The 13,413-nt window shown below is 66.3% G+C and carries 10 protein-coding genes and 1 pseudogene; 6 read left to right on the plus strand and 5 right to left on the minus strand.

Features of this window, described 5'->3' with window-relative positions; genetic code table 11:
• Positions 1 to 107 precede the first annotated feature (107 nt).
• Together HPC46_RS25570 and yajC are read right to left on the minus strand one after the other, a co-directional pair.
• Positions 108 to 800, minus strand: a pseudogene (locus tag HPC46_RS25570) (protein translocase subunit SecD); the annotation flags it as partial.
• 106 nt (positions 801 to 906) lie between these two features.
• A complete protein-coding gene (gene yajC / locus HPC46_RS25575) occupies positions 907 to 1,242 on the minus strand; it encodes a preprotein translocase subunit YajC (protein ID WP_005146041.1) in 336 nt (111 codons plus the stop codon).
• A gap of 131 nt (positions 1,243 to 1,373) precedes the next feature.
• Between yajC and HPC46_RS25580 the strand changes: the two genes are divergently transcribed.
• The 3 genes from HPC46_RS25580 (at position 1,374) to HPC46_RS25590 (ending at position 4,980) form a co-directional block, all read left to right on the plus strand.
• Entirely contained in the window at positions 1,374 to 2,054 is a 681-nt protein-coding gene (locus HPC46_RS25580; protein ID WP_179474995.1) for a nitroreductase family protein, read from the plus strand.
• Positions 2,055 to 2,206: 152 nt separating this feature from the next.
• On the plus strand, positions 2,207 to 3,550 hold the full coding sequence (gene gabT / locus HPC46_RS25585) for a 4-aminobutyrate--2-oxoglutarate transaminase (RefSeq protein ID WP_179474996.1): 1,344 nt from the start codon (positions 2,207 to 2,209) through the stop codon (positions 3,548 to 3,550).
• Positions 3,547 to 4,980, plus strand: coding sequence for a gamma-aminobutyraldehyde dehydrogenase (locus HPC46_RS25590; RefSeq protein ID WP_179474997.1), 1,434 nt, complete (start codon positions 3,547 to 3,549; stop codon positions 4,978 to 4,980). Before gabT ends, HPC46_RS25590 begins: the two co-directional genes overlap by 4 nt.
• Positions 4,981 to 5,062: 82 nt before the next feature.
• On the opposite strand, the gene HPC46_RS25595 is transcribed toward HPC46_RS25590, so the two are convergent.
• Positions 5,063 to 5,794, minus strand: coding sequence for a FadR/GntR family transcriptional regulator (locus tag HPC46_RS25595; RefSeq protein ID WP_179474998.1), 732 nt, complete (start codon positions 5,792 to 5,794; stop codon positions 5,063 to 5,065).
• Positions 5,795 to 5,893: 99 nt separating this feature from the next.
• On the opposite strand from HPC46_RS25595, the gene HPC46_RS25600 reads away from it, so the two are divergent.
• Positions 5,894 to 7,075 carry an NDMA-dependent alcohol dehydrogenase gene (locus HPC46_RS25600; protein ID WP_179474999.1) on the plus strand — a complete coding sequence of 394 codons (1,182 nt, stop codon included), beginning with the start codon at positions 5,894 to 5,896 and terminating at the stop codon, positions 7,073 to 7,075.
• Positions 7,068 to 8,060 carry a hypothetical protein gene (locus HPC46_RS25605; protein ID WP_179475000.1) on the plus strand — a complete coding sequence of 331 codons (993 nt, stop codon included), beginning with the start codon at positions 7,068 to 7,070 and terminating at the stop codon, positions 8,058 to 8,060. Before HPC46_RS25600 ends, HPC46_RS25605 begins: the two co-directional genes overlap by 8 nt.
• A gap of 37 nt (positions 8,061 to 8,097) precedes the next feature.
• On the opposite strand, the gene HPC46_RS25610 is transcribed toward HPC46_RS25605, so the two are convergent.
• A complete protein-coding gene (locus tag HPC46_RS25610) occupies positions 8,098 to 8,772 on the minus strand; it encodes a hypothetical protein (RefSeq protein WP_179475001.1) in 675 nt (224 codons plus the stop codon).
• A 212-nt stretch (positions 8,773 to 8,984) separates the two neighbouring features.
• Here HPC46_RS25610 and car point away from each other — a divergent pair, with 212 nt between their 5' ends.
• Positions 8,985 to 12,482 (plus strand): carboxylic acid reductase, encoded by a 3,498-nt coding sequence (gene car, locus HPC46_RS25615; RefSeq protein WP_179475002.1) that lies wholly within the window; start codon positions 8,985 to 8,987, stop codon positions 12,480 to 12,482.
• Here car and HPC46_RS25620 read toward each other — a convergent pair.
• Complete coding sequence (locus HPC46_RS25620; RefSeq protein ID WP_179475039.1) at positions 12,479 to 13,396, minus strand: alpha/beta fold hydrolase; 918 nt, start codon at positions 13,394 to 13,396, stop codon at positions 12,479 to 12,481. The genes car and HPC46_RS25620 overlap by 4 nt on opposite strands.
• Positions 13,397 to 13,413 lie beyond the last annotated feature (17 nt).

Raw genomic sequence — 13,413 nt, forward strand, 5'->3', positions numbered from 1 at the left:
AACGGAGTAGAAGAGAGATAGTACGGAGACGAAGCGGAGTTTTAAGTAGTAAGGCAGAGGATGGAAGACGAAAATGTCTCTTGTGTAGTGGGATAGGAGATGTGGATAGGAGACGGGGGGGGGGGTGCGGGCGCGCCGGGTGCCGGGGCCGCGGTCGGCGGTGCCGGCTGTCCGGGGGCCGGAGCGGGCGCCGGTGCCGGCTCGCCCGGGGTCGGCGACGGTGAGGGCGCCGGCTCGGCCGGGTACGGACGCGGCTGCGGTGCGGGCGCCGCCGGGTTGGCGGGCGCTGGTGCCGGTGCCGGGGCCGCTGCCCCATCGGGCCCGGGCGCCGGCGGTGGTGCCGGTGCGGGAGTTGGCCCACCGGGCCCACCGGCGCCGGGCACGCCCGCCGCCTGCATCTGCTGTTTGATGGCTTCGATCGGGATCGGCTGGCCGATCACCGGGCGGATGAACAACCGGGCGGTCTGCCCGAGGTTGCGAGCCTCGTTGCCGTCGTTACCGGGCACGGTGATGACGAGGTTGTCACCGTCGATCACGACCTCCGAGCCGGCCACGCCGAGACCGTTCACCCGGTCATTGATGATCTGCTGCGCCTGGTTGAGCGCGTCAGCGGTCGGCTTGGATCCGTCCGGGGTGCGCGCGGTGAGCGTGACCCGGGTACCGCCCTGCAGGTCGATACCCAGCTTGGCCTTGGCCTGTTTGTCGCCGGTGAGGAAAACGAGCGCGTAAACCCCGATGAGCAGGACCAGGAACAGCGCCAGCCATCGGTAGGGATGCACCGGCGCCGAAGACGATGCCACGTTGTTGTCTCTCCTAGGTTTGTGCGCGTCCCGCTGGGGCGTGGTGTCGTGTGCGCCCAGCGGGTCCTCTGAGCTCCCGCTAGAGGGTACGTGGTGTGCCTGGCGATCAGTCCTTGGTGAGGCGATCCGCGTCGGTGTCGGTGATCTCGGTGGCCGCCGACGGCACGTCGTCGGCCTCGGGCGCCTCGTCCTCGACCCGCTCGCGGATGGCGAGCTTCATCCAGGTGGTCACCACGCCGGGCGCGATCTCCAGGTCCACGGAGTCATCGGTGATCCCGGTGATGGTGGCGTACAGACCGGACGTGGTGGTCACCCGGTCACCGACGGTCAGCGACTCGTGCAGGTCGATAGTGGCCTGCATGGCCTTGCGCTGACGACGGGAGGCGAAATACATGAATGCGCCCATGATGATGATCAGGGGCAGGAAGACGAGCAGGTCCATGGCGGCACGATTCTTTCGTATCGGGTGCTGGGTCAGCGTTCCGCGACCGTCAGGTCACGCGCTTCATAGCTGCCCAGTCTGCCATTGTCCCGCCTCGGCTCCGACCGGCACCGTCAATGGAAGATGGTCGGATGGATCTGATCGACACGCTGCGCAGCACGGGTTCGGTGCGCGATTTCACCGATGAACCTGTCGACGACGCCGCCCTGGCCCGGATTCTGGACACTGCGCGCTTCGCTCCGAGCGGTGCCAATGCGCAGGCCTGGCGGGTGGTCGTGGTCAAGGACCCGGAGGTGCGGACCCACCTTCGCGACCTCTATCTGAAGCCCTGGGCCGACTATCTGATGCTGACGGCCGCCGGATTGCGGCCGTGGTCGCCGGTCAACGACCGCGAGGCTGAGGCGGCCGCGCTGGCCGCGGGGAACGACGCCCCTATCGGCGGGATGGCCGCGCAGCTCCACAAGGTCCCCGTGCTGCTGGCCCTGTTCGCCGACCTGTCTCAGCTGGCCGCCGTCGATCGTGACCTGGACCGCTACTCGCTGGCCGGCGGTGCGTCCATCTATCCGTTCGCCTGGAGCATCCTGTTGGCGGCGCGGGCCGAAGGGCTCGGCGGCGTACTGACGACCATGCTCATCCGGGCCGAGGAGGAGGTGAAGCAGTTGCTGGGTGCGCAGGGATCCCTGGTGCTGGCATCGGTGATCGCATTGGGTCACCCCGTTCGCCAGCCCCGCCGGCTGACCCGTCAGCCCGTGGAATCGTTCACCACTGTCGACCGCCTCGACGGTGCGCCGTTCGGCCCCGACGCCGGTTAGACACCAACCGATTACGTCGATTTTGTCTCTTCTGACGACGTAATCCACTATCCATTGCGGTCTCTGACCGGGTTTTCAGTTGCGCAGCGGCGCCGCCCTACTAGGCTCGGATAGCCCGCTTGTGCCAGCCGCCTTCGTCTAGGAGATCAGAAGTGACCACCGTCGAGCAGAGCCGCAAACTCGTCACCGACATCCCCGGCCCCGGGTCCCTTGAGCTGGCGAAACGCCGCGTCGCCGCGGTGTCGCACGGGGTCGGCGTGACGATGCCGATCTATGCCGCGCGCGCCGGCGGCGGGATCATCGAGGACGTCGACGGCAACAGGCTGATCGATCTCGGTTCCGGGATCGCGGTGACGACGATCGGCAACTCCTCGCCGCGGGTGGTCGAGGCGGTCCGCGCACAGGTCGCCGACTTCACCCACACCTGCTTCATGGTGACGCCCTATGAGGAGTACATCGCCGTCGCCGAGCACCTCAACCGGCTCACCCCCGGCTCGTATGAGAAGCGCTCGGCGCTGTTCAACTCCGGAGCCGAGGCGGTGGAGAACGCGATCAAGATCGCCCGCGCCTACACCCGCAAGACCGCGGTGGTGGCCTTCGACCACGCCTACCACGGGCGCACCAACCTGACGATGGCCCTGACCGCCAAGTCGATGCCCTACAAGAGCGGCTTCGGCCCGTTCGCGCCGGAGGTCTACCGCGCGCCGCTGTCCTACCCCTACCGCGACGGCCTGATCGACAAGGAATGGGCCACCGACGGTGAGTTGGCCGCCGAGCGGGCGCTGACCGTCATCGACAAGCAGATCGGCGCGGCCAACCTGGCCGCCGTCATCATCGAGCCGATTCAGGGCGAGGGCGGGTTCATCGTTCCCGCACCCGGTTTCCTGCCCGCGTTGCGCGCCTGGTGTTCGGACAACAACGTCGTGTTCATCGCCGACGAGGTGCAGACCGGCTTCGCCCGCACCGGCGCGATGTTCGCCTGTGACGACGAGGGCATCGAGCCCGACCTGATCGTGACCGCCAAGGGCATCGCCGACGGCCTGCCGCTGGCGGCGGTGACCGGGCGCGCCGAGGTTATGGACGCCCCGCATGTCAGTGGTCTGGGTGGGACCTACGGCGGCAACCCGGTGGCCTGTGCGGCCGCGCTCGCCACCATCGAAACCATCGAGCTCGACGGACTGGTGGCCCGCGCCAAACAGATCGAGGCGCTGATGAAGGACAAGCTCGGCCGGATCCAGGCCGACGACGACCGCATCGGCGATGTCCGCGGCCGTGGCGCGATGATCGCCGTCGAGCTGGTGAAATCCGGTACCGGAGAACCGGATCCGGAACTCACCAAGAACCTGGCCGCCAAGGCGCACGCCCAGGGGGTGCTGGTGTTGACCTGCGGCACCTTCGGCAACGTGCTGCGATTCCTGCCGCCGCTGACGATCAGCGACGAGCTGCTTGCCGAGGGCCTCGGGGTGTTGGCCGACATCCTGGCCGAACTGCGATGACCACCGTCAAGAACTTCATCGACGGCGAGCTCGTCGACTCGGTCAGTGGCGGCACGATGCCGATCGTCGACCCGTCGACCGGCGAAAAGTACGGCACCGCACCGATATCCAACGAACAGGACATCGACAACGCCTACGCAGCCGCCAGTGCGGCATTCGCCGACTGGAAGCGCACCACCCCGTCGCATCGGCAGAAGGCGCTGCTGGATTTCGCCGACGATGTCGAGAAGGCCGCCGCGGAACTGGTGGCCGCCGAAGGCCGCAACACGGGCAAGCCCAACCACGTCACGGCGGCTGAAGAGATTCCTCCGATGCTCGACCAGATCCGGTTCTTCGCAGGTGCGGCAAGGATTTTGGAGGGCAAGTCGGCCGGCGAATACATGGCCGACCACACTTCGTGGATCCGCCGCGAACCGGTCGGGGTGATCGGCCAGGTCGCCCCGTGGAACTACCCGATGATGATGGCGATCTGGAAGTTCTGTCCGGCCATCGCCGCGGGAAACACCGTCGTACTCAAGCCCAGTGACACCACCCCGGTGACCACCGTGATGCTGGCCGAGATCGCCGCCAAGCACTTCGGGCCCGGCGTGCTCAACGTCGTGTGCGGTGACCGGGTGACCGGCGCGGCCGTCGTCGCGCATCCGACCCCGCAGATGGTGTCGATCACCGGGTCCGTCGCCGCCGGCCGCGCAGTCGCGGTCAGCGCAGGCGGCCACCTCAAGCGCACCCACCTCGAGTTGGGCGGCAAGGCGCCGGTGATCGTCTTCGACGACGCCGACATCGCCACCGCCGCAGAGGGAATCGCGACCGCCGGCTACTTCAACGCCGGCCAGGACTGCACCGCTGCCACCCGGGTGCTGGCCCATGCCGGCGTCGCCGAGGAGCTGACCACAGCGCTGGCCGAACAGGCCAGAGGCGCGGCCACCACGTTCGGCCGGGCCGCCGACGACGAGGACGCCTGGGTGCCACCGGTCAACAATCCCAACCAACTCGATCGGGTGCTCGGCTTCCTGGCCGATGTGCCGTCGCACGCGACCGTTGCCGCCGGTGGAAACCGACAGGGCGACAAAGGATTCTACGTCGAACCGACGGTGATCGGCGGGCTACGCCAAGGCGACCGGCAAGTGCAAGAGGAGATCTTCGGGCCGGTGATCACCGTGCAGTCGTTCGCCGACGAGGACGAGGCCATCCGCTGGGCCAACGGCACCGAGTACGGTCTGGCGTCATCGGTGTGGACCAAGGACGTCTCGCGGGCGATCCGGGTGTCCAACGCGCTGGACTTCGGCTGTGTGTGGATCAACACCCACATCCCTCTGGTCGCCGAGATGCCCCACGGCGGGTACAAGTCCTCGGGTCATGGCAAGGATCTGTCGATGTACTCACTTGAGGACTACACCCGCATCAAGCACGTGATGGCCTACACGGGCTGAGCTTCACCACTTTTCGCCCAATCCGACAATTCGCAGGGGAAATACGAGTAAAACGTCGCAAAACGTCGACCTCGGCGAGGCGTTACTGATGATGCGCGCGGTCGACGACCGAACTCGCGAAGTCGCCCAATAGCGTCTGGCGCAGGCGTGCCATGTGAGCGGCGCAATGTTCTTGTGCGCCTTCGGCATCGCCCGCGGCGATCAGGTCGACGAGTTGCTCGAACGAGCGGATCGTGCGGCGGCGCGAGGCGATGGGTTCGTCCCGACTTCGGGTGAGCGCGTCGGCGACCGCGCGGACGATGACTTCGTTGATCATCTCGCAGATCAGGATCAGCGTCTGATTGCCGGCCAGCGCAACGATATCGCTGTGAAAGCGCACCATGACGGTGGTGCACGCAACCGGATCGTCGACCACGCGCTTCATCTCGAGAACGAGCTCGTGCAGCTGCTCGGCAGCGCGCTGGTGTCCGCGTGATGCGGCGACCATCCGCGTTGCGGCGGGCTCGATCACCGCGCTGGCCTCGAACACGTCGGCCAGCGAGACACTGCGGGATTGCAGCACCAGGGCCGCGGCGCGGGCGGTCATGCGCTGATCGGGCCGGTGCACGACGACACCACCCTGGGCGCCGCGCACCACCGAGATGAGGCCCTCCGCCTCCAGAATCCGCAACGACTCTCGCAGCGACGGCCGGGACACATCGAACCGTTCGATCAACTCGGCTTCGGTGCCCAGCAGGTCCCCTTCGTCGAGGTCACCGGAAATGATCAGGCCGCGCAGTTCGTCGGCAACCTGCTTCGGCTTGCCCGCTGGCATGTGAGGTCCCTTCGGTCAACGCGGATCTTTACAAAGATACCTCTAGAGGATTAAATGTGCGAAGTCGCCGTCCCGATCCTTCCGAGGGAGTGCCCATCGATGAAATCCCAAGCGGCAGTGCTTCACGGCGTGGGCCAGGACTGGCAGATCGAAACCATCGAGCTCGATCCGCCCCGCGCCGGCGAGGTCCTGGTCAAGATGAGCGTTGCCGGCATCTGCCACTCCGATGATCACTTCGCCACCGGCGACAGCGTTCCCGACGACAACCTGGTTGCCCTTATCGAAGCCGCCGGAATGCCGATGCCCGAATGGTTTCCGCTGCTCGGCGGTCATGAGGGCGCGGGAATCGTCGAAGAAGTCGGGCCTGGGGTGACGACGTTGAAGCCGGGCGACCACGTCGCCGTGTCGTTCATCCCGTCGTGCGGGAGCTGCCGCTGGTGCGCCACCGGCGCCACCTATCTGTGCGACGTCGGAGGACAGGTGTTCAGCAAGAACATGATCACCGACGACACTCCCCGTCGTCATCTGGGTGACCAGGACCTGATGGCCTTGATGCAGGTCGGCACCTTCTCCGAGTACGTCGTCGCATCCGAGCGCTCCTTCATCAAAGTGCACGACTGGATACCACTGGATGCGGCCTCGCTCGTGTCCTGCGGTGTGACAACCGGATTCGGCTCGGGTAGCACCTGCGCGGGCACCAAGCCCGGTGACACGATCGTGGTGATCGGCACCGGCGGGGTCGGCATGAACGCCGTGCAGGGAGCGCGTGCCGCCGGTGCGAAACACGTCGTCGCCGTCGACCCGGTCGGCTTCAAACGTGATGTCGCCCCATCGTTCGGAGCCACCCACACCGTCAGCGACGCCGGCGAGGCGCTGACGCTGGTGAAGGACCTCACGTGGGGTGTCATGGCCGATGCGGTCATCCTGACCGTCGGCGTGCTCCAAACCGATTTGATCCCATTGGCTTTGATGCTGACCCGCAAGGGCGGCACCTGCGTGGTCACGGCGATGACTCCGCTCTCACAGATGACGGTCCCGCTGATCCTGTCCGACCTCGTCAACTCGTGTAAGACCCTCAAGGGCGCCCTCTACGGCGAGATGAACGCGCGCGCCAGCATGCCGATGCTGCTGTCCATGTACGAGGCGGGCGCCCTCAAGCTCGACGAACTCGTCACCCGTCGCTATCGCCTCGAGGACATCAACGACGCCATCACGCATCTGCGTGCGGGAAGCAATATCCGCGGGGTCATCGACTTCGGCCAAGGAGATGTCAATGCCTGATCGCGTCGACTTCACGGTGGCGACACAGCCGTCGACACTAGAACACTACCGGCGAACCTGGACACCCGGCCCCGGTGTCGGCCTGGCCGGGATGTGGGTCAGCGCCGTCGTCAACGACGCTGCCGGACAGACCTATTGGGGACTGCGCGGCGCCGACGACTTCCTGATCGGAATGACCCACGTCGTGTCGCCGATCACCGGCTTCAAGAAGCTGACGCACTCGTTCGACCCCGACCAACCGCACCTGTTCGCCGAGTACTCGGCGATCGACTGGTTCGAACCCATGCAATACACCGAGAGCCCCGACAGCGTGGTGTTGAGCTACCCGAGTGGCCGTATCGAGCGTGACGCAAAGGGATTTCACTGGCACGATGCCAGCGGTCGGTGGGAGATCCATGGCACAGGCGTCACCGATATCTTCACCGTCAGAGTTCCCGAGCAGGACGGGATCATCGACCAGGCCTACTACCGCCACGAATTGCTTTCCGCCACCGGAGTGGTCGACGGCGTCGAGGTATCGGGCTACCTGCATCAGGACTACGCCTACGGCCCGCCGGGCATGGTGTACCCGGAACTGCCGATCGCCCGGCAGCTTCAGGGCATGTGGGTGTCCTGGCTACACGAATACCCCGACGGCGAATGGGGCGGTGGCTCATTCTGGCAGGGCCGCGACGGCTTGGCCTTTGGTCCCGGATACCAAACCAAGGGCGGCATCACGACCGCACACGACGACATCGTCGCGACACCCACATTCAATGGCGAGGGAAAGCTCACCACGCTGGACGTCACGATCGGTGCCGACTCCTACACGTTCACCTTCGACACCGCCGGCAGCTACGTACACTATTTCGGTTGCCTCACAGGTAGTTCCGACGGTAGAGAACCCGCGCGCAGCTGGTGCTGGGTGGAGTATGCGGGTGCCATGCTCGGTCCTGAGATCCTGGACATGGTGATGCAGCAATACCGCCTCGCACGCGGACGGTGACCGGACCCTCCCCCGAGTCCGGCCACCGAGTTCGGAGTCAGTGCGTGACGGGCGTACGTCGCGATCCGCCGAACATGTCCCGCCAGCTCCGATGGCGTTGCTGGTCGTCGTACTCATCCGGTGCGCGGTGGCGCGACGACTCGGTGCCCACCGGCCCGTCGGTCGCAACCGCAACCGGCTGCGCGGCAACGGATTCGGCAACGGTAGGTCGCTGGGCGTAGCGAACGTCACGCAGGCTGCGTACCGAGACCCGGCCCAGGGCCATCGCCCCGAAGAAGATGATCAGGGCACCGAGTCCGCTGAAGAATCCCAACTCGATCGCGAGCTGGCCGGTCATGGTGTTCGACGCCGGTGAGCCGAAGTCGCCGAGTTGCAGTGGGCTGGCGAACGCCCTGCCTACCACGAACCAGGCGCCGGCAACGACAGCGAGCCAGCCACCGAAGATCGCGGTAGCCCGGTTGCGTGACAGCACCAGCAACAGCCCGCCGAGCACGGTCACCGCGCCGGGAAGTACCTCCAGCCAGCCACGAGCACTTGTCCACGTCCACGCGACACTTGGATCGTAGGCGAAGTTGAAGTACGGGCCGACGAACGGGATGAGCGCGCCCCACGCGCCCAGCACTATCAGCAGGAGACCGCTGGCCGCACCGCGGCTGCGGGCGATGGCCATCCGGCCAGAAGCAGGATCGATACGTGTGTCCACGTCTTTCATGACGCCTCCTTGAACCAGGGGATGTCCCCGTGATGGGGCTCGGGTACCCGTGTCGCGCGAGACTCTAACGGGGCCGCGCCAAGGCGATCGAGAGGAAGTTCACAGCCGATTTCGAGCTCCGGCGGGGAATACCGTTAGCCTTGCTAACGTATTTCTGATGGGCGCAGCGTCGCGCCCGCCATTCTTTTTCTCGCTTTCAATGGAGTCTTGCCATGTCGATTGATACTCGTGAAGCCCGGTTTGAGCAGCGCGTCGCCGATCTCTACGCCACCGATGCCCAGTTCGCCGCGGCCACCCCCGACCCGGGCGTCACCGCGGCCGCGAGCCGACCCGGCCTGGGCCTGGCCGAGGTGGTCAAGACCGTCTTCGACGGTTATGCCGATCGCCCTGCGCTGGGTCAGCGCGTAGTGCGGTTCATCGAGGATCCCCGGACGCATCGCAGTACCGCCGAGCTGGAGCCCAGTTTCGAAACCATCACCTACCGCGACGTCTGGAACCGGGTGCGGGCCGTTGCGGCCGCGTGGTCCGACAACGGCGTCAGGCCTGGCGATCGGGTGGCGATCCTCGGCTTCACCAGCGTCGACTACACCATCATCGACCTCGCGCTGATCCAACTCGGCGCGGTCTCCGTGCCGCTGCAAACCAGCGCCTTGGTGACCCAATTGCAACCGATCATCGACGAAACCGAACCGGTGCTGATCGCGTCGAGCATCGACAACCTCGACGGGGCCGTGGAGCTCGCGCTTGCCGGACCCACACCAAAACGTCTGGTGGTCTTCGACTTCCGGCCGGAGGTCGATGATCAGCGCGAAGCACTCGCCGCCAGCACGGAGCGGCTGGCCGGCACCGCCGTCACCGTCGCCACACTGTCCGACGAGATCGCTTACGGTGCAAACCGTTCCCTTGATCCGGCCGCCACGACCGACGCCGACCCGCTGGCCCTGCTGATCTACACCTCCGGCAGTACCGGCGCACCTAAGGGTGCGATGTACCCGGCCGCCAAGGTCGCCGACATGTGGTTGGCTGCCGCCGCGCACTGGGACGACAAGCAGGGCGCCTACCCCACGATCGTCTTGAGCTTCATGCCGATGAGCCACGTAATGGGCCGCGGCGCCCTCTACGGCACGCTGAGCAGCGGCGGCACAGTGTATTTCGCTGCCCGACCTGACCTCTCGACCTTCCTGGACGACCTGGCACTAACCCGCCCGACCCAGCTGAACCTGGTGCCGCGGGTGTGGGACATGATCCACCAGGAGGTCCAGAGCGAAGTCGACCGGCGGGGCGACGAAGCGCAGGTGCTGACCGAGAAGCGTGACAGCCTGCTGGGTGGCCGGTTCGTCTCCGTCATGACCGGCTCGGCGCCGATCGCGCCGGAACTCAGGTCGTGGGTCGAGACATTCCTGGACATGCACCTCATCGAGGGATACGGGTCCACCGAAGCGGGTGCGGTGTTCGTCGACGGCGTCGTGCGCCGTCCACCGGTCACCGACTACAAGCTCGTCGACGTTCCCGAACTGGGCTACTTCGGCACCGACCTACCCCATCCGCGCGGCGAACTGCTGGTCAAGACGACGCAGCTGTTCCCCGGCTACTACAAACGTCCGGAAGTGACCGCGGCCATGTTCGACGAGGACGGGTTCTACCGGACCGGTGACATCGTCGCCGAGCCCGCCCCTGACCGGCTGCAGTATGTCGACCGGCGCAACAACGTCCTCAAGCTCTCGCAGGGCGAGTTCGTCACGGTGTCGAAGCTGGAGGCCGCGTTCTTGGGCAGCCCACTGGTGCACCAGATCTACCTGTACGGCAACAGCGCCCGGCCCTACCTGCTGGCCGTGGTGGTGCCCACCGCAGATGCGGCCGCCGCCCACGACGCGGCGGAACTCAAGACCCTGATCGGCGAATCGCTGCAGGAGGTGGCCCGAACCACCGGATTGCAGTCCTATGAGATACCCCGCGATTTCCTCATCGAGACAACGCCTTTCACGGTCGAGAACGGCCTGCTGACCGGCATCCGCAAGCTGGCGTGGCCCCGGCTGAAGGAACGCTACGGTCCCGCGCTGGAACAGCTCTACACCGATCTGGCCGACGGCCAGGCCGACGAGCTGCGCGCGCTGAGGCACAGCGGCGCCAAGGCCCCGGTGCTGGCGACCATCACCCGCGCCGCAGGCGCGCTGCTCGGTGCCGCTGCCGCGGACCTGCAGCCCGACGCCCACTTCACCGATCTTGGCGGAGACTCGCTGTCGGCCTTGACATTCGCCAATCTGCTCAACGAGATCTTCGAGATCGAGGTACCGGTGGGCGTCATCGTCAGCCCGGCCAACGACCTGCAGGCCATCGCCGACTACATCGATGCGCAGCGCAATGAGGGCGGCAAGCGGCCGACGTTCGCTTCCGTCCACGGTGCCGGCGCCACCGAGGCACACGCCGGCGACCTGACGTTGGACCGGTTCATCGATGCCGCGACATTGGCCGCCGCACCGCGGCTCCCCGGCCCGAGCGGGGAGATCCGCACCGTACTGCTCACCGGCGCAACCGGATTCCTCGGCCGCTACCTCGCGCTGGAATGGCTGGAGCGGATGAGCCTCGTCGGCGGAACGGTGATCTGCCTGGTTCGCGCCCGCAGCAATGATGAGGCGAGGGTTCGGCTGGACGCCACCTTCGACAGCGGAGATCCCAAGCTGCTGAAGCATTATCGCGAACTGGCCGCCGAACATCTCGAGGTCATCGCCGGCGACAAAGGTGAGGAAAACCTCGGGCTGGACGCCCAGACGTGGCAGCGACTGGCCGACACCGTCGACCTGATCGTCGACCCCGCCGCGCTGGTCAACCACGTGCTGCCGTATCGGGAACTGTTCGGGCCCAACGCTGTTGGCACCGCCGAACTGATCCGTATCGCACTGACCAGCAAGATCAAACCGTTCGTGTACGTGTCGACGATCGGTGTCGGTGCGGGGCTGGCCCCTGGCACGTTCACCGAGGACGGGGATATCCGCGCGATCAGCCCGACCCGGGCGGTCGACGACTCGTACGCCAACGGCTACAGCAACAGCAAGTGGGCCGGTGAAGTGCTGCTGCGCGAGGCCAATGACCTGTGCGGCCTGCCGGTCTCGGTGTTCCGCTGCGACATGATCCTGGCCGACACCACCTACGCCGGGCAGCTCAACCTGCCCGATATGTTCACCCGGATGATGCTGAGCCTGGTGGCCACCGGTATCGCCCCTGCGTCGTTCTACCGACTCGACGCCGACGGCAACCGCCCGCGTGCCCACTACGACGGCCTCCCAGTGGAGTTCATCGCCGAGGCGATTTCCACGCTGGGGGCCAACGTCGCTCGGGATTCCGGCAAGGATTTCGAGACCTATCACGTGATGAACCCGTACGACGACGGCGTCGGGCTCGACGAGTTCGTCGACTGGCTCATCGAGGCCGGCTACCCGGTCCGGCGGATCGGCGAGTACGCCTCGTGGCTGCAGCGGTTCGAAACCTCGATGCGGGCACTTCCCGACCGCCAGCGTCAGTATTCACTGCTGCCGCTGCTGCACAACTATCAACATCCGGAACAGCCGGTCCGGGGGTCGATCGCGCCCACCGATCGGTTCCGCAGCGCGGTTCAGGACGCGAAAATCGGTCCCGACAAAGACATTCCGCATGTCTCGCCGGAGGTCATCGTCAAGTACGTGACCGATCTGCAGCTGCTGGGTCTGCTCTAGCCGGTCCGCCGGACTTCGTCGACGACACCAATGATGTTGTCAGCGACGAAGGTCGGCTGATACAGCATCATGTTGTGGCCGCTGCCGGTCGCGATGATGTTCGTCGTGTCCAGCGCCGCGGCCAGTCGATCGTTGGCGTCGTGGATCTGGGCCAGCGTGTAGTTCTGCGGTGTCAGCGCTTCGGGCGGGGCGAACTTGTCGGCGCTCAGCACGATCGCGGGGACCCGCGGCAGCGGTGGCGCACCCTTGATCGCGGCGATCGCGTCCGCGACGAGTACGCCCTCTCCCCCGGGCTCCGGCGGCTGTGCGCTGTCGCGTTCCCATGCGGCGTTCTGCATCGGTGTGCCGAGGTCCGGCAGAAACTCCGATACCCCGTCAACCATCACGATGCCTGCCACCAGGTCCGGATGCGTCCGCGCCAGCAGGTCGAGAACGAGACCGCCGTATGAGTGCGCGACAAACACGAACGGTCCCGGCAGGTGCGCGGCATTGATCAGCGCGACCACGTCGTCGACATCCTGTTGCGCGGTGTGCGGTTGCGGGATGGGAGTGGACTGGTCGTCACCGTCGGGCCGGGTGTTCGGCCGGTCGTAGGCACACACCTGCGTTGTCTTCGCGACGGTTGGCTGCACTGCACTGGGACTGGGCAGCAACCGTGCCTCGCTGATGATGTCGTAGGGCGAGGACCGGATCGGATCATCGGGCGGCACCACGTAGTTCCACGCCTGCGCGTAGCTGCCCTTACCGGGAATGACGAAGACCGTCGGCGAACCACTGCCCTGGCAGTCCAGGTACAGCTGCCGGCCGTCGCCGATGTCGAACGGGCCCGACGGCCCGCCTGCCGGATCTGCCGTACTTCGGGCGCACCCCGCGGCCACGGCGACAACCAGCGACAGCAGCGCCAGCGATCGCATCACACCGCGACCGTACA

It is taken from the genome of Mycolicibacterium vinylchloridicum (genome assembly GCF_013404075.1).
GTDB classification, from domain to species: Bacteria; Actinomycetota; Actinomycetes; order Mycobacteriales; family Mycobacteriaceae; genus Mycobacterium; species Mycobacterium vinylchloridicum.

Bases quoted from the DNA above. Each gene is read 5' to 3' on its own strand.
- yajC (WP_005146041.1), bottom strand. From the start codon at position 1,242: ATGGACCTGCTCGTCTTCCTGCCCCTGATCATCATCATGGGCGCATTC.
- HPC46_RS25580 (WP_179474995.1), top strand. From the start codon at position 1,374: ATGGATCTGATCGACACGCTGCGCAGCACGGGTTCGGTGCGCGATTTC.
- HPC46_RS25590 (WP_179474997.1), top strand. From the start codon at position 3,547: ATGACCACCGTCAAGAACTTCATCGACGGCGAGCTCGTCGACTCGGTC.
- HPC46_RS25595 (WP_179474998.1), bottom strand. From the start codon at position 5,794: ATGCCAGCGGGCAAGCCGAAGCAGGTTGCCGACGAACTGCGCGGCCTG.
- HPC46_RS25600 (WP_179474999.1), top strand. From the start codon at position 5,894: ATGAAATCCCAAGCGGCAGTGCTTCACGGCGTGGGCCAGGACTGGCAG.
- HPC46_RS25605 (WP_179475000.1), top strand. From the start codon at position 7,068: ATGCCTGATCGCGTCGACTTCACGGTGGCGACACAGCCGTCGACACTA.
- HPC46_RS25610 (WP_179475001.1), bottom strand. From the start codon at position 8,772: ATGAAAGACGTGGACACACGTATCGATCCTGCTTCTGGCCGGATGGCC.
- car (WP_179475002.1), top strand. From the start codon at position 8,985: ATGTCGATTGATACTCGTGAAGCCCGGTTTGAGCAGCGCGTCGCCGAT.
- HPC46_RS25620 (WP_179475039.1), bottom strand. From the start codon at position 13,396: ATGCGATCGCTGGCGCTGCTGTCGCTGGTTGTCGCCGTGGCCGCGGGG.